Origin of the sequence: Ruminococcus turbiniformis, assembly GCF_020687545.1 — a bacterium.
In the GTDB taxonomy this organism is placed as follows: domain Bacteria; phylum Bacillota; class Clostridia; order Lachnospirales; family Lachnospiraceae; genus Mediterraneibacter; species Mediterraneibacter turbiniformis.
This window is the reverse complement of sequence record NZ_JAJEQX010000001.1, coordinates 122,378-143,176: the sequence shown is the minus strand read 5'-3', so window position 1 is coordinate 143,176 and position 20,799 is coordinate 122,378. Positions and strand designations below refer to the sequence as shown.

Annotated in this window: 18 protein-coding genes; 11 read left to right on the top strand and 7 right to left on the bottom strand. The window is 48.6% G+C overall.

Features of this window, described 5'->3' with window-relative positions:
• Positions 1–15: 15 nt before the first annotated feature.
• Both rpoC and dnaK read left to right on the top strand, forming a co-directional pair.
• Positions 16–3,765 (top strand): DNA-directed RNA polymerase subunit beta', encoded by a 3,750-nt coding sequence (gene rpoC, locus LKD70_RS00715; RefSeq protein WP_227706139.1) that lies wholly within the window; start codon positions 16–18, stop codon positions 3,763–3,765.
• 83 nt (positions 3,766–3,848) lie between these two features.
• The gene (gene dnaK, locus LKD70_RS00710; RefSeq protein WP_227706138.1) at positions 3,849–5,606 is read left to right on the top strand and encodes a molecular chaperone DnaK; all 1,758 of its coding nucleotides are present in this window, start codon (positions 3,849–3,851) and stop codon (positions 5,604–5,606) included.
• 117 nt (positions 5,607–5,723) lie between these two features.
• Here dnaK and LKD70_RS00705 read toward each other — a convergent pair whose 3' ends face one another.
• The 7 genes from LKD70_RS00705 to murC all read right to left on the bottom strand — a co-directional run bounded on the left by LKD70_RS00705 (position 5,724) and on the right by murC (position 12,685).
• Positions 5,724–5,867: a hypothetical protein gene (locus LKD70_RS00705; protein WP_227706137.1), complete on the bottom strand. Its 144-nt coding sequence runs from the start codon at positions 5,865–5,867 to the stop codon at positions 5,724–5,726.
• Positions 5,868–5,977: 110 nt separating this feature from the next.
• A complete protein-coding gene (locus tag LKD70_RS00700) occupies positions 5,978–6,691 on the bottom strand; it encodes a response regulator (protein WP_227706136.1) in 714 nt (237 codons plus the stop codon).
• Entirely contained in the window at positions 6,684–7,721 is a 1,038-nt protein-coding gene (locus tag LKD70_RS00695) for a sensor histidine kinase (RefSeq protein ID WP_407690874.1), read from the bottom strand. The genes LKD70_RS00700 and LKD70_RS00695 overlap by 8 nt, the downstream gene beginning before the upstream one ends.
• A gap of 75 nt (positions 7,722–7,796) precedes the next feature.
• On the bottom strand, positions 7,797–8,981 hold the full coding sequence (locus LKD70_RS00690; protein WP_227706134.1) for a ribose-phosphate pyrophosphokinase: 1,185 nt from the start codon (positions 8,979–8,981) through the stop codon (positions 7,797–7,799).
• On the bottom strand, positions 8,981–9,979 hold the full coding sequence (locus LKD70_RS00685; protein WP_227706133.1) for an ATP-binding protein: 999 nt from the start codon (positions 9,977–9,979) through the stop codon (positions 8,981–8,983). The genes LKD70_RS00690 and LKD70_RS00685 overlap by 1 nt, the downstream gene beginning before the upstream one ends.
• Positions 9,980–9,992: 13 nt before the next feature.
• The gene (locus LKD70_RS00680) at positions 9,993–11,075 is read right to left on the bottom strand and encodes a DnaD domain protein (RefSeq protein WP_227706132.1); all 1,083 of its coding nucleotides are present in this window, start codon (positions 11,073–11,075) and stop codon (positions 9,993–9,995) included.
• A gap of 221 nt (positions 11,076–11,296) precedes the next feature.
• Entirely contained in the window at positions 11,297–12,685 is a 1,389-nt protein-coding gene (murC, locus tag LKD70_RS00675) for a UDP-N-acetylmuramate--L-alanine ligase (RefSeq protein WP_227706131.1), read from the bottom strand.
• Positions 12,686–12,905: 220 nt separating this feature from the next.
• Here murC and LKD70_RS00670 point away from each other — a divergent pair, with 220 nt between their 5' ends.
• From LKD70_RS00670 to LKD70_RS00630, 9 genes are all read left to right on the top strand, one after another.
• Entirely contained in the window at positions 12,906–14,180 is a 1,275-nt protein-coding gene (locus LKD70_RS00670; RefSeq protein WP_227706130.1) for a glucose-1-phosphate adenylyltransferase, read from the top strand.
• Positions 14,177–15,295 (top strand): glucose-1-phosphate adenylyltransferase subunit GlgD, encoded by a 1,119-nt coding sequence (gene glgD / locus LKD70_RS00665; RefSeq protein ID WP_227706129.1) that lies wholly within the window; start codon positions 14,177–14,179, stop codon positions 15,293–15,295. The genes LKD70_RS00670 and glgD overlap by 4 nt, the downstream gene beginning before the upstream one ends.
• 105 nt (positions 15,296–15,400) lie before the next feature.
• On the top strand, positions 15,401–15,688 hold the full coding sequence (spoVG, locus tag LKD70_RS00660) for a septation regulator SpoVG (RefSeq protein ID WP_227706128.1): 288 nt from the start codon (positions 15,401–15,403) through the stop codon (positions 15,686–15,688).
• Positions 15,689–15,911: 223 nt separating this feature from the next.
• On the top strand, positions 15,912–16,139 hold the full coding sequence (locus tag LKD70_RS18660; protein ID WP_227706127.1) for an AAA family ATPase: 228 nt from the start codon (positions 15,912–15,914) through the stop codon (positions 16,137–16,139).
• Positions 16,034–16,324, top strand: coding sequence for a hypothetical protein (locus LKD70_RS18575; protein ID WP_227706237.1), 291 nt, complete (start codon positions 16,034–16,036; stop codon positions 16,322–16,324). The genes LKD70_RS18660 and LKD70_RS18575 overlap by 106 nt, the downstream gene beginning before the upstream one ends.
• A 13-nt stretch (positions 16,325–16,337) precedes the next feature.
• Positions 16,338–17,342 (top strand): LacI family DNA-binding transcriptional regulator, encoded by a 1,005-nt coding sequence (locus LKD70_RS00645; protein WP_227706126.1) that lies wholly within the window; start codon positions 16,338–16,340, stop codon positions 17,340–17,342.
• A 237-nt stretch (positions 17,343–17,579) separates the two neighbouring features.
• Entirely contained in the window at positions 17,580–18,893 is a 1,314-nt protein-coding gene (locus LKD70_RS00640) for an ABC transporter substrate-binding protein (protein ID WP_227706125.1), read from the top strand.
• A 110-nt stretch (positions 18,894–19,003) separates the two neighbouring features.
• Positions 19,004–19,906: a carbohydrate ABC transporter permease gene (locus tag LKD70_RS00635; RefSeq protein ID WP_227706124.1), complete on the top strand. Its 903-nt coding sequence runs from the start codon at positions 19,004–19,006 to the stop codon at positions 19,904–19,906.
• Positions 19,899–20,783, top strand: a complete 885-nt coding sequence (locus LKD70_RS00630) for a carbohydrate ABC transporter permease (protein ID WP_227706123.1) — start codon at positions 19,899–19,901, stop codon at positions 20,781–20,783. Before LKD70_RS00635 ends, LKD70_RS00630 begins: the two co-directional genes overlap by 8 nt.
• Positions 20,784–20,799 lie beyond the last annotated feature (16 nt).

The following is a 20,799-nucleotide window of genomic DNA, read 5'->3' as shown; positions in this document are numbered from 1 at the left end:
GGAGGAGCCATATCTATGCCAAATAACAATGAACAACAATATGAACCGTTAACATTTGATGCGATCAGAATCGGTCTGGCTTCACCGGAAAAAATACTGGAGTGGTCAAGAGGCGAGGTTACAAAGCCTGAGACGATCAACTACAGAACGTTAAAGCCTGAGAAGGACGGACTGTTCTGTGAGAGGATTTTCGGACCCAGCAAGGACTGGGAGTGTCACTGCGGTAAATATAAGAAAATCCGCTATAAGGGCGTAGTGTGCGACCGGTGCGGCGTTGAGGTCACAAAGGCAAGCGTGCGCCGTGAGCGTATGGGACATATCGCACTTGCGGCTCCTGTATCACACATCTGGTATTTCAAGGGAATCCCGAGCCGGATGGGACTGATTCTGGATATCTCTCCGAGAACGCTGGAGAGAGTGCTTTACTTCGCATCTTACATTGTTCTTGACAAGGGAGAGACGGATCTGCAGAACAGACAGATCCTCTCTGAGACGGAGTATCAGGAGCAGAGAGAAAAATGGGGCAGCGGCGCTTTCCGTGTAGGCATGGGTGCCGAGGCGATCAAAGAGCTTCTCGAGGCTATTGATCTGGAGAAGGAGTGCAATGACCTTCAGAAAGAGCTTGAGAATGCGACAGGCCAGAAACGTGCCAGAATCGTAAAGAGACTGGAAGTTGTGGAGGCGTTCCTTGAGTCGGGCAACCGTCCGGAGTGGATGATCCTTACAGCGATTCCGGTCATTCCGCCTGATCTGCGCCCGATGGTGCAGTTGGACGGAGGACGTTTCGCGACATCCGACTTAAACGATCTTTACAGAAGAATTATCAACAGAAACAACCGTCTGAAGAGACTGCTTGAGCTGGGCGCTCCGGACATCATCGTGCGCAACGAGAAGCGTATGCTTCAGGAGGCGGTTGACGCGCTGATCGACAACGGACGCCGCGGCCGTCCGGTTACAGGCCCCGGAAACAGAGCTCTGAAATCTCTTTCCGACATGCTGAAAGGTAAATCCGGACGTTTCCGTCAGAACCTGCTTGGAAAACGTGTCGACTATTCCGGACGTTCCGTTATCGTCGTCGGACCGGAGCTTAAGATTTATCAGTGCGGTCTTCCGAAAGAGATGGCGATTGAGCTGTTCAAACCGTTCGTTATGAAGGAACTTGTGGCAAACGGTACAGCTCACAATATAAAGAATGCAAAGAAAATGGTAGAGAGACTCCAGCCGGAGGTATGGGATGTGCTCGAGGAAGTAATCAAAGAGCACCCGGTTATGTTAAACCGTGCCCCCACGCTGCACAGACTTGGTATTCAGGCGTTTGAGCCGATCCTTGTAGAAGGTAAGGCAATCAAGCTGCATCCGCTCGTTTGTACGGCGTACAACGCAGACTTTGACGGTGACCAGATGGCTGTCCATGTGCCGCTTTCCGTAGAGGCACAGGCAGAGTGCCGTTTCCTGCTTCTCTCTCCGAACAACCTGCTGAAACCGTCCGACGGAGGTCCGGTAGCCGTTCCTTCACAGGATATGGTTCTCGGTATCTACTACCTGACACAGGTGAGACCGGGCGCAAAGGGCGAGGGTATGTTCTTCAAGAGTGTGAGCGAGGCCATTCTCGCTTACGAGAACGGATATATCACCCTGCATTCACAGATCAAGGTTCGCGTTTCCAAGACGATGCCTGACGGAACAGTGAAGACAGGAACGATCGACGCAACTCTGGGGCGTCTGCTGTTCAACGAAATCATTCCGCAGGATCTCGGTTTCGTGGACAGAGAAGTGCCCGGAAACGAACTGCTCATGGAGATTGACTTCCATGTAGGCAAGAAGCAGTTAAAGCAGATCCTCGAGAAAGTCATCAACACACATGGCGCGACTCAGACTGCGGAAGTGCTGGATGATGTAAAATCCATCGGATACAAATTCTCCACACGCGCGGCCATGACGGTATCGATCTCGGATATGACCGTGCCGCCGCAGAAACCGCAGATGATCGAGGAAGCTCAGAACACTGTGGACAGGATCACGAAGAACTACAAGCGCGGTCTTATCACAGAGGAAGAGCGTTACAAAGAAGTCGTAGAGACATGGAAGGCAACCGACGACAAGCTTACGGACGCGCTGCTTTCCGGTCTGGATAAATACAACAACATCTTCATGATGGCGGACTCCGGAGCCCGTGGTTCTGACAAGCAGATCAAACAGCTCGCAGGTATGCGTGGACTGATGGCTGATACGACAGGACGTACTATTGAGCTGCCGATCAAGTCCAACTTCCGTGAAGGTCTTGACGTACTGGAGTATTTCATGTCCGCGCATGGCGCCCGTAAAGGTCTGTCCGATACGGCGCTTCGTACGGCCGACTCCGGATACCTGACAAGACGTCTTGTCGATGTATCACAGCAGCTTATCATTCATGATTCTGACTGCGTACAGCCTGGCGACGAGATCCCGGGAATGTATGTACATGCGTTCCTTGACGGTAACGAGGAGATCGAGAGCCTTCAGGACCGTATTACCGGAAGATTTGCATGCGAGGATATCAAAGACAAAGACGGCAACATGATTGTCAAGGCGAACCACATGATTACACCTCGCCGTGCAGAGCGCGTGATCAAACAGGGTGTAAACGAGAAGGGTGATCCGATCGAGAAAGTGAAGATCCGTACGATCCTTACCTGCCGCTGCAAAGACGGTGTGTGTGCGAAGTGCTACGGCGCGAACATGGCGACCGGAGAAGTCGTACAGGTGGGAGAGGCTGTCGGAATCGTGGCTGCCCAGTCCATCGGTGAGCCTGGTACACAGCTTACAATGCGTACGTTCCATACCGGAGGAGTTGCCGGTGACGATATCACACAGGGTCTTCCCCGTGTAGAGGAGCTTTTCGAGGCGAGAAAGCCGAAGGGTCTTGCGATTATCACAGAGTTTGCCGGAAAGGCGACAATCAGTGATACAAAGAAGAAACGCGAAGTCATCGTTACAAACGAGCAGACCGGCGAGTCCAAGGCATACCTGATTCCGTACGGATCCCGCATCAAGATTCAGGATGGCGCTATGCTTGAGGCCGGAGATGAACTCACAGAAGGTAGTGTGAATCCGCACGATATCCTGAAGATCAAGGGACTGCGCGCGGCGCAGGACTACATGCTCCGTGAAGTGCAGCGTGTATACCGTCTGCAGGGTGTTGATATCAACGACAAGCATATCGAAGTGATCGTGCGTCAGATGCTTAAGAAAGTGCGCATCGAGGAGAAGGGAGATTCCGAATTCCTTCCGGGAACAATGGTAGATGTTCTTGAGTTTGAGGATGTGAATAAGCAGCTTGAGGAAGAAGGTAAGACGCCGGCAGTGGGTGAGCAGATCATGCTCGGTATCACAAAGGCTTCCCTGGCAACAGACTCCTTCCTGTCAGCCGCATCCTTCCAGGAGACGACAAAGGTCCTGACAGAAGCGGCGATCAAGGGTAAGGTGGACCACCTGATTGGTCTGAAAGAGAATGTCATTATCGGTAAGCATATCCCGGCGGGTACTGGTATGAAGAAGTACCGAGACGTGGCGCTTAACACAGATATTCATATTGATGAAGAACTCAGCCTTGACGATGAACTGGAACTTGATCTCGGCGAAGAGACGGAGGCGATGGATACGGACATGGCTGAAGGGGAAGAAATGAGAGCAGATATGGCGGATGCTGACGCGGATGTTTCAGATGCGGAACTGTCTGATGATGCAGATGCCGGAGATGAAGAAAACCTTGATACAGAGGAATAAATCAGAATAACGAGGGGGCACCCGGCGGAATAGAAATATTCCGCTGAGTGCCCTGTTATTTTTTGCAGGGAGATGACAAAAATATGGGAAAAGTAATAGGAATTGATCTTGGAACGACTAACAGCTGCGTGTCAGTGGTAGAGAATGAGAAGCCTGTGATTATACCGGCGGACTCCGGAAGCAGGACAACTCCGAGTATTGTGGCGTTTACCAAAAAAGGGGAGCGGCTTGTGGGGGAGAGCGCCCGCAGACAGGCCGTGACAAACCCTGAGAGGACAATCAGTTCCATTAAAAGACATATGGGTACGGACTGGAGCTGCAGGATCGACGGAAAGGAATATAAGCCGCAGACGATCAGCGCTATGATTTTGATGCAGCTGAAAAAGAGCGCAGAGGATTTTACCGGGGAGACAGTGACAGACGCGGTGATCACAGTTCCTGCGTATTTTAACGATGTACAGAGACAGGCGACAAAGGACGCCGGAAGGATCGCCGGGCTGAATGTGCTGCGCATCATTAATGAGCCGACGAGCGCGGCTCTTGCGTATGGGCTGAATCACGGAGAAACTCAGAAAGTCATGGTATATGACCTGGGCGGCGGAACGTTCGATGTCTCGATTATTGAGATTGGCGAGGGCGTAATCGAGGTGCTTGCCACGGCGGGAGACAACCACCTCGGGGGAGATGATTTTGACGCGCGCGTAACGGACTGGATTGCCGGGAAGATCCGTTCGGAATATAATGCGGATGTGAGGAAAGACTTCGCGGCGATGCAGAGAATCAGAGACGCGGCTGAACAGGCCAAAAAGGAGCTGTCCGCTTCTGCAAGTACGCAGATTGTGCTTCCTTATCTTACAACAGTAAAAGGGGAACCGATTCATCCGGATCTTACCCTTACCCGGGCGGAATTTGAGAATATGGTGCGTGATCTGATCGAGAGAACTGCGGACCCGGTGCGCAATGCTCTGAACGATGCGCATGTAGAACCGTCCGCACTCGGAAAGGTGCTCCTCGTGGGAGGATCAACAAGAATACCGGCTGTACAGGAGAAGGTCAGACAGCTGACCGGAAAGGAGCCGTCCAGAAATATTAATCCCGATGAATGTGTGGCTCAGGGAGCTGCAATTCTCGGCAGTACACTCCAGGGGAAAGGGCTTGTCGCTGCGGGAACAGGACAGGAGCTACTGCTTCTCGATGTGACGCCGTTAAGTCTCTCAATTGAGACGGTAGGAGGTGTGGCAACCCGCCTGGTAGAGCGAAATACGACGCTTCCGACAAGATATTCCCGCATCTTTTCCACTGCGGCTCCCTATCAGCGAAACGTGGAGATTCATGTGCTTCAGGGAGAACGGCCTATGGCAAGGGATAACAAGACAATCGGGCGTTTTAAGCTGAAAGGGATCAAGGCGGCTCCGGCCGGAGTGCCTCAGATTGAAGTGACCTTTGACATCGATGCGAACGGAATCCTGAAAGTTTCGGCAAAAGATCTTGATACCGGAAAACAGCAGTCCATAACAATTACGGCGGATGACAGAATGTCGGAGAATGAGATCGAGCAGGCAATCCGTGACGCTCAGAACTATGCCGGACAGGATCAGGTGAGAAGAGAGGGTGTGGAACTGTTGGGCGAAGCGCAGACACTTCTCAACAAGACGGAGCAGACGGTAAAAGCGATGGGAAAGCAGCTTGACAGAGCCAGAAAGAAACAGATCAGGAATGACAGCCATACCCTTCAGAAACTCGTCTCAAAATGCAGGCTGGACAAGGTAACAGAGGAAGAACTGTCGGCGATCAGAGAGGCGAAGAGACAGCTGGAGGAGAGTACGGCAGGTCTTGTATAACTTATATAAATAGAAATATATATCAACAGATATAATGAAAAATCCGCCGGAACCGGGGACGAAAGCAGCAACGCACCCCGGCTTCGGCGGATTTTTCGTTTTACAGAAAACCGGCACCTAATCAAAAAGAGAAATGCCGTATTTTGCTTTTCTGTAGACTTTCTTTATGATCATATACGGAAGACTGATAAGTATGTACAATGTTGAAAAAAGTCCTGCCGCGCCTCCGACAATCATAAGTATAAGAAATCCGATATTCATAATTGCTGCACACTCCTTCTGTCAAAAACTAACTGCCCTCTATTTTAGAAGAAATGAGCGGCAAATGGAACGGATTTGTTATGTCCTTAACAACATTTTAGCACGCCGCTTCAGGTCGTTTCCTCTTCGTCCTCCGCCATCCGGTATCCGACCCCTACCTCTGTGAAAATATATTTGGGCTGGGCAGGATCATCCTCGATTTTACGCCGGATATTGGCCATATTTACGCGGAGGATCTTGTTGTCCCCGTCCGCATAAGGCCCCCATACGTTTGACAGAATAGAAGCGTAGGTGATAACCTTACCGGAATTCTGAGCAAGGTATGCGACGATCTTGTATTCGATCGGCGTAAGATGAATCTCAGATGATCCGATTGTCAGAATCCGTTTCGAGAAATCGAGTAACATATCGCCATGCCTGTACGGGCGGATATAGAGCGTACTGTTCGTGCGGAGGCGGTTGCTGTGGCGCAGGGATGCGCGTATGCGGGCCAGAAGCTCTGAGGTGCCGAAGGGCTTTGTGATATAGTCGTCGGCGCCCAGATCCAGTGCCATTACCTTTTCTTTTTCTGAGGTCCGGGCGGAAATTACAATAATCGGCGTGCTCGTCCATGTACGCACGTTTTCTATAATTTCGCTGCCGTTCATGTCCGGGAGTCCCAGATCAAGCAGGATGATATCAGGGCACTGGGAACGTATAAGCTCCAGGCCCTCCGTGCCGGTATCCGCATATAATATACGATAATCATGCCGTTTAAGGACTTTTCCCATAAATGTCTGGATATTCTTTTCATCTTCTATGATCAGTACTGAAAGCTTAGTCATTTTCTGTATCCTCCTTTTCTTTCGGAAGAGTAAAAGTAAACTCTGCTCCCTGATTGTGGTTTAAAGCGGTGATTTGCCCGCCGTGAGCCTGTATGATCGTTTTGCAGATCGACAGACCGATTCCCATTCCCTTGTGTCCGTCCACGCTGTCTGAGGAGAGCTGCTGGCCCTCGAAAATATGAGGAAGCCGGTTTTCCTCTACTCCACTTCCATAATCTCTCACAGTAAATGTAATGATATCTTCTCCCTCGCGGATAATGAGGTCAATCGGTTCGGTGCTTCCGGAGTGAATAAAGGCATTTTCAAGCAGATTAATCAGAACCTGTTCGATCAGTGTAGGATCCATGGACAGCATGAGAAAATTATTGGGCATCGACACTCTGATCCGGATATCAGGCAGCCTTTTGCGCAGCCGCTGTATCGCCTCAGAAACCACTTCTTCGACAATTTCCGGCGATTTCTTCACTTTATCCGCTGCGCTGTCATTGATTCGCGTGACCGTCAGAAGGTTTTCCACCATATTCAGCAGCCATTGGGAATCTTCTTTAATATTGGTCACCAGCTCCATCTGTTCCTCTTCCTCCAGTTCGTGGTAATTTTCGAGAAACGATGTGGAGGAGCCTATAATACTGGTCAGAGGTGTCCGCAGATCATGGGAAACCGCGCGAAGAAGATTCGCCCGCAGCTTTTCTTTATCTGCCTCTACAAGCGCCTTTTCCCGCTCGGCAATCGCCCGCTGCTGCTTCTTGAGTGTGGTTGTAGTGGTGCTTGAAAAAATGGAAATTGCAAGCATCCCGATAAAAGTAACGGGATATCCGTCCAGTGTAAAATTAAACTTAAAAAACGGATACGAGAAAAAGTAGTTTACCGCGATGACACAGAACAGTGCGGAAATAATTCCGTACACATATCCTGATGTATACAATGCGGTAAGAATCAGGGCAAGCGTATAAATGACAGTGATATTTGCCACGTTTTGATTGCCGAGATAGAAAAAGGCAAAAGAAATGCCTGTTGCCGACAGCAGCATAAATACGGTAAAAAATATGTCGGATAGTGTTTTTCTGTTTATCTTCATATGCACATAATATATAAGGAGAGCTGGTTATACCGGCTCTCCGTTTCTGTATTTGCGGATGACGTTCTGGATCCTTTCGTTCGGACTTAAGATAGAGCTGATCGAGCCGTCATGATTGAGTGTGTCAATGATAAGAGCAATATATTTACTCATATCACAGTTGATGTAATAAGGCTTGGACAGGAGTTCCGGTGTCTGATAAATCAGATTCGTTGTGAGGATACCGGTGATGATTCCGTTCTCATAGGCCTTATCAAACTTGTCAAGGCCGTTTGTAAAGAGACCAAACGTTGCTGCGGCAAAGATACGTTTTGCCTTTCTGCGCTTGAGCTCCGTCGCCACGTCAATAATGCTGTCGCCGGAGGAAATCATATCGTCGATAATGATGACGTCTTTTCCCTCGACAGAGCTTCCGAGGAATTCATGGGCAATGATCGGATTGCGTCCGTTCACGATCTGCGTGTAATCCCGCCGTTTATAGAACATTCCCATATCAAGTCCGAGCACGTTTGCAAGATATACAGCGCGGTTTGTACCGCCCTCGTCCGGACTGATTGCCATCATATGATCGCTGTCGATCTGCAGATCTTTGACGGTTCTCAGCAGTCCTTTGATGAACTGGTAAGTGGGTGAGACTGTCTCAAAACCGCTGAGAGGAATTGCATTCTGAACTCTCGGGTCATGCGCGTCGAAAGTAATAATATTTTCAGCGCCCATTCTCACAAGTTCCTGAAGGGCCAGGGCGCAGTCAAGAGATTCTCTGGAATTTCTTTTGTGCTGGCGGCTCTCGTACAGAAAAGGCATGATAACGTTGATGCGACGGCCTTTTCCGCCGATTGCAGCGATGATTCTCTTCAGATTCTGGAAGTGATCATCCGGAGACATATGGTTGATCTGGCCGGTAAGTGAGTAAGTAACACTGTAATTGCATACATCAACCAGAAGATACAGGTCTTTTCCCCGGACGGATTCACCGAGGATTCCTTTTGCCTCCCCGGAGCCGAATCTTGGGACACGTGCATCGACCAGATAAGTGTCTTTTTCATATCCGGAAAACGCGATGTCATCTTTGTATTCATGGCCGCTTTCATGGCGCCACTGTACCAGATAGTCGTCCACTTTTTTTCCGAGGTCTTCACATCCCGGCAGTGCAATCATCCCAAGACTTCCTACCGGAATGTTTTCTAAGATACGTTCTGTTCGGCGTAACATCAATGATCCTCCCTGTGCTTTAGCTTTTTCTTGATTCGTATATCATCACCGATCATCTTCAGCATGGCATAACTGCTCGTGATTCTGGAAAAGGAGCGCTCCGTATAGAGATCGGCAAGCGATTCCAGCGACAGATTTGTTGAGATGATCGTTGATTTCCGGTGAATGAGTCTTTCATTAATACAGGAAAAAAACTGAGCGGCGGTAAAGGCGTTTGTGTATTCGCTTCCGAGATCATCAATGATCAGAAGATCACAGCTGAAAATGTAGTCGCTCATATTTTTCGCATCTGTATTGTTCCGGTCAAATTTGGTCTGGGCAAGTGCGCTGAAAAGCTGCGGGGCTGAAAAGTACAGCACAGAGTGCTCACGGTTCATAACCTCGCGGGCAATGCATGTGGAGAGAAAGGTTTTCCCGACTCCCACGCTGCCGTAAAAGAAGAGATTCTGGAACTCGTCATCGAATGTATCGATGAAACGGCGGCAGATCTTCAGCGTATCTTCCATCATTTCCCGGGCAGACCTCCCGGTTGTTTTATCATACTGTGTAGAAGAGTAAAAATCAAGACTGAAGTTGTCAAATGACGCTTCAGAAGGAAATTCTTTCATGTTTGACTGCTCATACAGAAGCTGTATGATGGCATGTTTAAAACAGTGGCATTTTTCATTTCCGATATACCCGGTGTCCTTGCAGTCAGGACAGTCGTATACCGGTTCCAGATAGTCTTCCGGGAAACCGCCGGAGAGAAGAAGATTTTTTTTGCTGCTGCGCAGAATCTCCAGCTCTTCCTTCAGGGATGAAAGCGCCTTCTCATCCCCGTTTAAGAGCTTCTTTCCGTACTGCACGGAAAGGATGGATATGGACTCGTCGAGAGTCTTAAATTCCGGAAGCTTTTTATAAACTTCTTCATAGCGGGCATTCTGGATATCATGGTTTTTCATCCGTGTTTTCTCATATTCCCGCATGATCGCATAATACTGTGAATTTTTAAGTGCCATGTATGTACTCCTTCTAATTGCTGTTCAGTAACTGTTCCTCAAGGGAATCCATATCATAGCTGCGCCGCTCGAAATTATTTAGATTTTTCGGGGCAGTTCTTGGTTTCGCGGATACTTTTCCGGAAGAGCGCTCTTTCTGGTAGGCTTCATCCAGCGGAATAATATCCTTGAGATGGCGGACGTTTCTGCCGTGCCACTTTGTCAGGATAGAGTCCGCGTACTCAAAGCTTGGCTGGTGTGTGGCTGCGATAGTGCGCCGGCACGCTTCCTCGATGATGTCGGATGAAAATCCGTATTCTTCCGCCCATTTCTTAATGTAAACAAGTTCCGATGAGGCCGGTCCTCTGTTCTTTATGCCAAATGCGTTAAGTACCGTATAACAGTTCCGGCTGTATAAAGAAGACTGTTCCTTTGCCTGGGAGACTGTCTGAATCCCTTCTTCGACCCAGGAAAAAGCAACCTTCCGTATATAATGCATACTTTTGTGACCATTTTCCACGCAGGATTCAATCAGGTATTCGATCAGATCCGCAGACATGTGAAGAGTATCATAAAAATAGGTGATTGTTTCCATTTCTGTATGCGTCAGCGTTTTACCGAGATACTGTTCTGCGATAAAGAGAAGCGAACGGATCTCTTTCTGGGCCCGGAATTCATCAATGGGAACCGCTTTCGCCGGAGATGCCTTCGGGGAGGGCGCGGACAGAATCTTTTCAGTTTCTTCCGCTTCTTCCGCTGCAGGCGCGCCCTTTTCAGCAGAGGGAACGGTGTGAGCGGCAGCGGAAGTCCTGTGCGCTCCTGTAGTCTTTAAAAGCTCCAGACCGGTGATCTTTCCCTCAGGATCCTGTTCAATGTGAAGAAGCCCTGCCTTTTCCCAGTATCTGAAAGCACGCAGAATATCGGCCTCCGTATTATTCAGGCAGTCTGCAATCACCGAGATCGTAAGCGAGGAGCAGGGGTCGTCCAAATGGCGCAGAAGAAAAAGATATACTTTGACAAATTCCCCGTTCGCATCAATCATATAGTTGTCAATAAAATCGTTCGGCAGCAGTGTCGCGTTCGTCTGAAATTTGTTTTTTAAAGTTAATGTCTTCATAAATATTCTGTCCCACTTTCGTTAATTTCGCCGTTACAAGATAGAAAGCGGATTCGGCGATCCGCTTTCCTTACGTCATTAATATAACATTTCCCTGCCGGGTTGATAAAGTGTTTTTTCGTGGGTAACTCAGCCTTTTTTGTAGATAACTGTGTGCAGAAAGTGTGGATAACTCCTGCAGCCCCTGTGAACAGGGGATTCTCTTCCGGCAGAAGAGCAGCTTACTCAGAATATTTTTTAAGAAGTTCTTCACCTACTGTGACAATATCTCCAGCGCCCATTGTGATAAGAAGATCACCGGGGCGGCAGTTGTCGTGCAAAAATGTCTCGATCTCCTCGAATGAGGGGTAGTAGTGCGCATCGGTTCCGAGCGTTTCCGCTTCTTTCGCAAGATCAGCGGAGGAGATTCCAAGAGTATCGGTCTCTCTGGCCGCATAGATATCTGCGAGAACGAGGTGATCCGCATGTGAGAGCGCTTCCGCAAACTCGTGGAAAAATGCCTTTGTCCTTGTGTAGGTATGCGGCTGGAACACGCACCATACGCTGTTGTGCGGGTAATGTTTTGCGGCTTTTAAAGTGGCTTCAATCTCAGTGGGATGGTGCGCATAGTCGTCTACTACAGTCACTCCTCCGAATTTTCCTTTGTATTCAAATCTCCGGTCTGTGCCGGTGAAGGAAAGCAGTCCCCGTTTAATCACATCCACAGGAATGTCTAAGAGATCCGCAACAGCGATGGCGGAGAGTGCATTGGAGACATTGTGGTCACCGGTTACAGAGAGGGCGATATGGTCAACGCATTCCCCGTGTTTGATCAGATCAAAGGAAACACAGCCCCGCTCATCGTAGGCGACATTGTCAGCGCTGTAGTCAAAATCAGAGGAAGAACCGTATGTCACCACATTGCAGGTGAGCCCGCGGTAAATCTCAGGATAGTCCGTGATATCTCCGTTGATGACAAGTGTTCCGTCATCCGGCAGCAGCGCGGCAAACTGATGGAACGAATGGCGGATATCCTCCAGATCTTTAAAGAAGTCCAGATGATCTTCTTCAATATTGAGAATCACGCCGATCTTCGGGAAGAAGTGGAGAAAACTGTTCGTATACTCACACGCTTCGGTGATAAATGTTCCGGAGTGTCCGACGCGGATATTGCCGCCGATCGCCTTTAAAATACCGCCCACAGAGATTGTGGGATCAAGTTCGCCTTCCAGAAGGATATGAGAGATCATGGAAGTGGTCGTTGTCTTTCCGTGAGTTCCGGATACCGCAATCGGAGTGTCGTAATTTTTCATGAGCTGTCCGAGAAGTTCCGCACGGGTAAGCATGGGAATTTTCTGCGCAACAGCCTCGATCAGCTCCGGATTATCCCGGTGGATTGCAGCAGTATAAACCACGCAGCCAATCCCGGGAGTAATATTTTCCGCTTTCTGCCCGTAGGCAATATGAGCGCCTTCAGATTCCAGTTTTTTCGTGAGCGGAGACTCCTTTGAATCTGAGCCGGATACCGTAAAACCCTCCTCGAGAAGAATTTCCGCGAGACCGCTCATGCTGATGCCTCCGATGCCGATAAAATGGATATGGATCGGGTGGTTAAAATCGATTTTATACATGGGATGCTCCTTCTTTCTATATCTCAAAAAATTTAATTTACCTGTCATAAAATTTCTCGGCTTTTTATATTATACTATATATAGAAAAAATTAAAAGAAGTTCTTTTTGTGCGAAAATAACAAAAAGACAAAAAAAAAACATAAAAAATTGTAAATAATTATTCTCTAACTACAAATATATGGTATAATATGGACATATAACCAGAAATGAGGTGACGCAATGTTTAAAAAGGAAATGATTGCCATGCTGTTGGCGGGCGGACAGGGCAGTCGACTGGGAGTCCTTACGGCTAAGGTCGCGAAACCTGCAGTGGCCTTTGGCGGAAAGTACAGGATTATTGATTTCCCGCTGAGCAACTGTATTAATTCGGGAATCGATACCGTAGGCGTGCTGACACAGTATCAGCCGCTGCGTTTGAATACGCATATCGGTATCGGTATTCCGTGGGATCTGGACCGCAATGTCGGCGGAGTGTCTATTCTTCCACCGTATGAGAAAAGCTCAAACAGTGAGTGGTATACGGGAACGGCAAACGCGATCTATCAGAATCTAAATTATATGGAGACTTATAATCCGGATTATGTACTGATACTTTCCGGGGATCATATTTATAAAATGGATTATGAAGTCATGCTGGATTTCCATAAGGCGAACAAGGCGGATGTGACGATTGCCGCAATGCCTGTTCCGATGGAGGAAGCCAGCAGATTCGGCATTGTCGTGACAGACGGCGACGGACGAATCAGCGAGTTTGAGGAAAAACCGGAGAAACCAAGCAGCAATCTGGCGTCTATGGGTATCTATATCTTCAGTTGGCCGGTGCTGCGGGATGCGCTGATTAAGCTGAAAGACCAGCCAAACTGCGATTTCGGAAAACACATCATTCCTTACTGTCACGGAAAAGGGGACAGGCTGTTTGCCTATGAGTATAACGGTTACTGGAAAGATGTGGGTACATTAAGTTCCTACTGGGAAGCAAATATGGAGCTGATCGATATCATACCGGAATTCAATCTGTATGAGGAATTCTGGAAGATCTACACAAACAGCGCGAATATTCCACCTCAGTATATCGCGGAGCAGGGTGTGGTAGACCGGTGTATTATCAGCAACGGCTCGGAGATATACGGAGAAGTTCACAGCTCTGTGCTCGGAGGCAGCGTGACGGTGGGAAAAGGCAGCGTTGTGCGTGATTCCATTATTATGCAGGGAGTCACGATCGGCGAAAACTGTGTGATTGAAAAGGCGATTATCGCGGAGGATACCGTAATCGGTGACAATGTCGCGATCGGAATCGGAAGTGAAGTGCCCAACAAGTTCAAGCCGAATATTTACAGCGGCGGTCTGGCGACGATCGGGGAGAATTCTGTGATTCCATCCGGCGTACAGATTGGAAAGAACACTGCCATCAGCGGAGTTACGACGGCTGAGGACTACAGCGGCGGCGTGCTGGAAAGCGGTGAAACATTGATAAAGGCAGGTGACAGAATATGAGAGCAGTAGGAATTATCCTGGCAGGCGGAAACAGCAGAAAGATGCATGAGCTGACGGCAAAGCGCGCGGTTGCGGCAATGCCGGTAGCAGGCAGTTACCGCGCCATAGACTTTGCGCTGAGCAATATGACTAATTCTCATATTCAGAAAGTTGCGGTGCTGACACAGTACAATGCCAGGTCACTCAACGAACATCTGAATTCCTCAAAATGGTGGGATTTCGGGAGGAAACAGGGAGGACTGTATGTATTTACCCCGACAATCACAGCCGACAACGGCTACTGGTACCGGGGAACGGCAGATGCCATTTACCAGAACCTTGATTTTCTGAGAAAATGCCATGAGCCGTATGTGATTATTACATCAGGCGATGCGGTGTACAAGCTCGACTACAATAAAGTGCTTGAATACCATATCGCGAAAAAGGCGGATATCACCGTGGTCTGCAAGGAACTTGGACCCGGCGAGGACGCAACAAGATTCGGCACGATCCGGATGAACGAGTCAAGCCGCATCGAAGAATTTGAAGAAAAGCCCATGGTAGCGCATTCACAGACCGTATCAACAGGGATCTATGTCATCCGGCGGCGCCAGCTCATTGATCTCGTGGAGCACTGTGCGGAGGAGGAGAGACATGATTTCGTCTCCGATATCCTTATACGCTACAAGAATCTGAAAAAGATATACGGGTATAAAATAAACAGCTACTGGAGCAATATCTCAACAGTAGACGCGTATTACAAGACAAATATGGATTTCCTGAAACCGGAAGTCAGAAATTACTTTTTCAAGGAGCTTCCAAACGTATTTTCAAAAGTGAGCGATCAGCCTCCGGCAAAATACAACCCGGGTGCGGTTGTTAAGAACAGCCTTGTCGGAAGCGGAAGCATCATTAACGGAACCGTCGAGAACTCTGTTATTTTTAAAAAAGTCTTTGTGGGAAATAACTGTGTGATTAAAAATTCTATCATATTGAATGATGTATATCTCGGTGACAACACGTATATAGAAAACTGCATTGTGGAGAGCCGTGATACAATAAGAGCAAACACAAGACATGTCGGTGAAAATGGAGTAAAGGTTGTAGTTGAAAAGAACGAACGTTATGCGTTATGACCCTGAGAAGGCAGACGAAAGAGGCAGGGGCACAGAGATACTTCATCTATGTTCGGCTTACAGGCCCCGCATGATAATGCAGTAGAGAAAGGAGACCTGGAGATTATGCAGATCACAGATGTACGTGTACGCAAAGTTGCGAAAGAGGGGAAATTAAAAGCCGTTGTATCTATTACGATTGATGACGAGTTTGTTGTTCATGATATTAAGGTGATAGAGGGCGAGAAAGGATTATTTATAGCGATGCCGAGCAAGAAAGCTCTTGACGGAGAATACCGTGATATCGCTCATCCGATTAATTCAGGTACAAGAGAGAGGATTCAGACAACAATTCTGGAGAGATACGAAGATTCTCTGGAAGAGGAAGAGACAGCTGTGGTTGATGAGATCTAATTGCATAATGGACCGAATAAAAATGCTGCCGTGCGGTGAAAAACTGTGCGGCAGTTTTTTATTATTCGATTATTGTTGATAGGATAAGTAATGATGCCATATACGTGAAAATCAGTTGAAAATCATAAGGGTATGGCTCCTTGTAAAGGGAAGACAGCTTTGGTATAATTATGATTAATTCAAAGAACTTGCAGGTGCATGTGTTTTTGCGGGAGGACAATAAGTGGGGCGCTATTTAAATCTTGGCAATTCGGGTTTCCAGGCAATCAGAAAAGGACTGTATGTCGATAAGACAGATCTGATTGAATATGTCAACAGTACTTTGGGGACAAAAGACAAGCTGACATGTGTCAGCCGTCCGCGTCGATTCGGAAAATCATATGCGACACAGATGCTTATCTTGATATTACATGGTTTATATCGACTGTGGAAGACGTTAGAGATACTGTAAAATATATGCAGCAGGAAGTAATAAACGAACTGGTGGAAGCTTTTCCGGCTATGACATCAGAGGGGCGCTCTCTGCCGGTTGCTCTGAGCGATATAAGTGATGCATCGGGCAGCAGGTTTATTATTATAATTGACGAGTGGGATGCACTTTTATATGAAAGCTCAAAACAGAAGATGATGGGATAAGGAGAGAGGGAAAATGGCAGGAATCCGGGATGTCGCGAAACTGGCCGGCGTCGGCGTGGCCACGGTTTCACGTGTGCTCAACGGGAGCGGGTATGTATCAGAAGAGACGAGAAAGAAGATCGTTCAGGCAATGGAAGAGCTGAATTATACACCGAATGAACTGGCAAGACAGCTCTACCACAAGAGATCGGGAATTATTGCGGTTCTGATGCCGGATGTGTCGCATCCTTTTTTCTCCGAACTTGTGAAAAATATTGAGACGATCCTCTATGAGAGAGGATATAAGACGATGCTCTGCGACACGTTCAAGGAAAAGAACAGTGAAAAAGAGTACCTGAATATGCTGGAGCGGAATATTGTGGACGGTATTATTACAGGTGTCCATTCTCTTGATGTGGAGTCTTATCAGAAGATAAGCAAACCGATTGTGGCGTTTGACCGTGTGCTGGGGGACAGGATACCGGTTGTCCGCGTGGATCATAAAGTCGGAGGCCGCCTGGCTGCTCAGATGCTCTATGAGAGTGGCTGCAGAAATGTATTGCAGTTTCACGGGGCAAAAGTTGTGACGTCCCCGTCTCATGAGCGCCATATGGAATTTGAGCGGTATATGAGGGAACACGGTGCAGGAGTTACATCAGTGGAGCTTCTGTGGAACCGGTTCGACACTCAATATTTCAAAGATGTGACGAGGCAGGTGCTGGCGGGAAATCCGGATATAGACGGAGTGTTCGGCGCGGACCTTTTGATGGCATACTGCATAAAGGCAGCATACAGCCAGGGCAGGAAGGTACCGGATGATCTGAAGCTTGTGGCATATGACGGAACGTATGTTACGGAGACGGTTACGCCGGAGATTACGGCGATCGAGCAGCCTGTTCCGCAGATTGCCAGAGAACTGGTAGGGATTATTTGCGATATGATAGAGGGAAAAGAGTTGAAAGATCATAAGGTGATTCTGGACGTAAAAGTAAAGAAAGGAGCAACGACTTTAAACGAATTTGCTGAAATGGCAAAGTGATATATGTGAAAATGCACAAAAAGAGAATGGAAGGAACCCGTTCCATGAGTGTAAAAATAATAATAAAATTGCATTTTTCTATTGACATAAGATATTTACAGGCTTATAATGAAGCTACAAAAGAGGTACGTACAGTTAAAAAAGGATTCTTTGAGGGGATTCTTTTTTAAAAACTCAAATATGGAACGGGTTCCATAAACTGGAAACAAAGTAAAAAAATTACAATGGAGGGAAATTATGAAAAGCAGAATGAAGAAATTATTTGCACTGGCACTGGCAGGAACAATGGTATTCTCTATGGCTGCCTGCAGCTCGGGCGGAAGCTCGGACAGTTCCTCGTCGGACAGTTCATCTTCATCCGACAGCTCTTCATCAGGCGGAGAAGGCACAACACTCAGAGTTCTCAACTGGGGAAGTACGGTAGAAGAATCCATCGCTAATGATGCGATTGCACGGTTTAATGAAGAGTATCCTGATGTAACGGTAGAGCAGACATGTGTACCCGTTACAGAATGGTCTGATTTTATTCAGAAATGGATTACAATGACGACTTCCGGAGAGGCGCCGGATGTTATTAACCTTGGCCTTGAAGCGGCACAGATGGCGGTGGAGAACGATCTGATCCAGCCGCTGGATGATATTGTGAGCGGGGATGAATACCTGACCCAGTTAAAGGGTGAGTTCGCGGAATCTCTTCTGACCGGTTTTTCGGTGGACGGCAAGCTTTACGGGCTTCCGAGCGGTACGCAGACAATGGTAATGTACTTTAACAAGCATATGTTTGACGACGCGGGAATCGCATATCCCGAGGACGGCTGGACATGGGATGAGTTTTATGACATCGCGAAGCAGCTGACAAAGGACGACGGTTCCGTATACGGATACGGGCTGGCGAGCGCGTTCTTCCAGCTGACGCCATGGTGGACTTCAAACGGGGCGTATCTGACGGACGACGACGGAAATCCGACGGTCAACAGCGAAGGCATGGTGGAATCCGTCGAATTTCTGAAAAAGCTGGTAGACGAGAAGATTACGCCGGACCCGATCAGTTCTGATGTATATACTATGTTCTCCTCCAGCCAGCTGGCCATGGTAGGAGCAGGAAGATGGCAGCTTGACGCATGGCAGGACGCCGGACTTACAAACGACGACTTTGACTGTGTACAGTGGCCGGTAAATAAGGAGGAAAGCTCCGTATACGGCGGCTCTGCATGGTGCCTCGGAAAGAACCCGACCAACCAGGACCTGGCAGTCGATCTTCTGAAGGAAATGGTATCCGAGGAGACAATGAAGGCGACTGCGGCAGGCGGACAGCAGATCCCGCCGACCGAAAGCCTCGCGACCGATCCGGAAATCATGGGAACTACGCCGGATAATATCAGCGGACTGTGGACAGCAATCACAATCTCGAAACCGGTATGCGCACCGACTTATTTCGGTGATCTCCAGACAACCTTTACAAGAGCGATGGAAGAAGTATTCTCCGGAGCACAGGATCCGCAGGCCGCGCTGGATGCCGCACAGTCCCAGGTGGAGAGCGCGATAGGCTGACAGGACGGAACGGACAGAACACAGCAGGAAATGATGAATTGAATCCCGCGCATAGGAAATCCCGGACAGGAGATCCTGTGCGCGGATGAAAAACAGGAAGGAAACAGAAAATGTCGGGTAAGAAAAAGAAAAGAAAGAACGGAAAAGAGACGCGGGCCGCGTATCTGTTTGCACTTCCGTCCTTTATCGGTTTTTTGGGATTTGTGCTCATACCGGTAATCTGGGTGCTGGTCACTTCGTTTCAGGATTACAATCTGTTTACGGGGGAATCCACTTTTACCGGCCTCTCAAACTATAAGGAAATTTTAAGCGACGGAAGGTCTCTGACCGCGCTGAAAAACACCATCTGGTACACGATCCTGTGTTCCATCGGAAATACAGGAGTGGGACTGATTCTGGCGGTTCTGGTAGATGATATTCTTCCGAAGAAGGTAAACGTGTTTTTCCGGTCGATCTACTTCTTCCCGTCTCTTTGCGCATTGACCTTTGTGTCCATCATCTGGCAGGCGTTTTTCCAGACAGACTCTGGTCTGATCAACTATTATCTCGGCCTGTTCGGCATATCGGAAGTGGGATGGCTCAGCTCCCAGTCCATGTCCAAGATCGCAGTGCTGATTCTGGATGTGTGGAAGAACGCGGGCATGTCCATGCTCCTGATCCTCGCCGGCCTCCAGAACGTGGACAAAGGCCTTCTGGAAGCGGCGCAGATCGACGGGGCCGGACCGTTCCAGAGATTCCGGAAGATTATCGTACCGCTGGCGTCCCCGCAGATCTTCTTTGTGCTGATTATGAATGTGACGGGAGCGCTCAGAATTTACGAATCGATTTACGTGCTGACAGGAGGAGGGCCGGGAGATTCCTCGCGGAGCCTGGTCATGCTGATCGCGGAGAAGGGCTTCACCTCGTTCGATTACGGAGTCGCGTCGGCGCTGTCGATGCTGCTGCTGGTCCTGATTGCCATTGTCACGTTTATTCAGTTTGTAGGAAGCAGGTGGTGGGTACATTATGAGTAAGAAGATACATATTTTCGGCCATACGATTAAAGTCAGCCATGTGATTCTGGCCGTCATCATGACAATGATCGCCTTTGTCATGATCGCGCCGTTCCTCTGGGTATTCTCGGCTTCGCTGCGGCCCTATAATGAGGCGATCGCGCTGCCGCCGAAGTGGCTGCCGCCTTCTCCTTCCGAGTGGAACCTGAAGTATTTCCAGCAGCTTTTCTCCGATTCCATTCCGTTTTTCACCTTCATGAAAAACAGTCTGTTCATGAGTACGGTGATCACGGCCGGGATGGTGGTGCACGGCGCGCTGGCGGGATATGCATATGCGAAATTTCAGTTTAAAGGGAAAAATTTCATGTTTTTCCTCATGATGGTCGCGATGATGGTTCCGGTGCAGGTGACGATCGTGTCCCTGTACAGAATCATGACGTTCCTCGGCGTAATCAATACTTCATGGGCAGTGACGCTGCCGTCCATATTCGGGGCCACATGCCCGGGACTTGCGGGCGCGTTCGGCATCTTTATGATGCGGCAGTTTTTCTTAAGTGTCCCGAAGGATCTGAACGAGGCGGCCGCCCTCGACGGCGCGGGGCCGATCCGGACATTTTTCTCGGTGATGCTCCCGATGGCAAAGTCCACGCTCGCCTCTCTTGCAATTATTGTTTTTACGTTTTCATGGAATGATTACTTTACAACATTTATTATGATCAACGATACTGAGAAGCTGTCTCTCCCCGTGGGAATCCTTTCGCTGCGCCAGCCGTTCGCGACAGGGGACAACGTGGAGTTCGCGGCGGTCGTACTGGCGGTAATTCCGGTTCTGATCGTATTTATCATCGGCCAGAAGTGGATTGTAAAGAGTATGACGCATGTAGGAGTAAAAGGATAAAAAAGAAATATCAGGA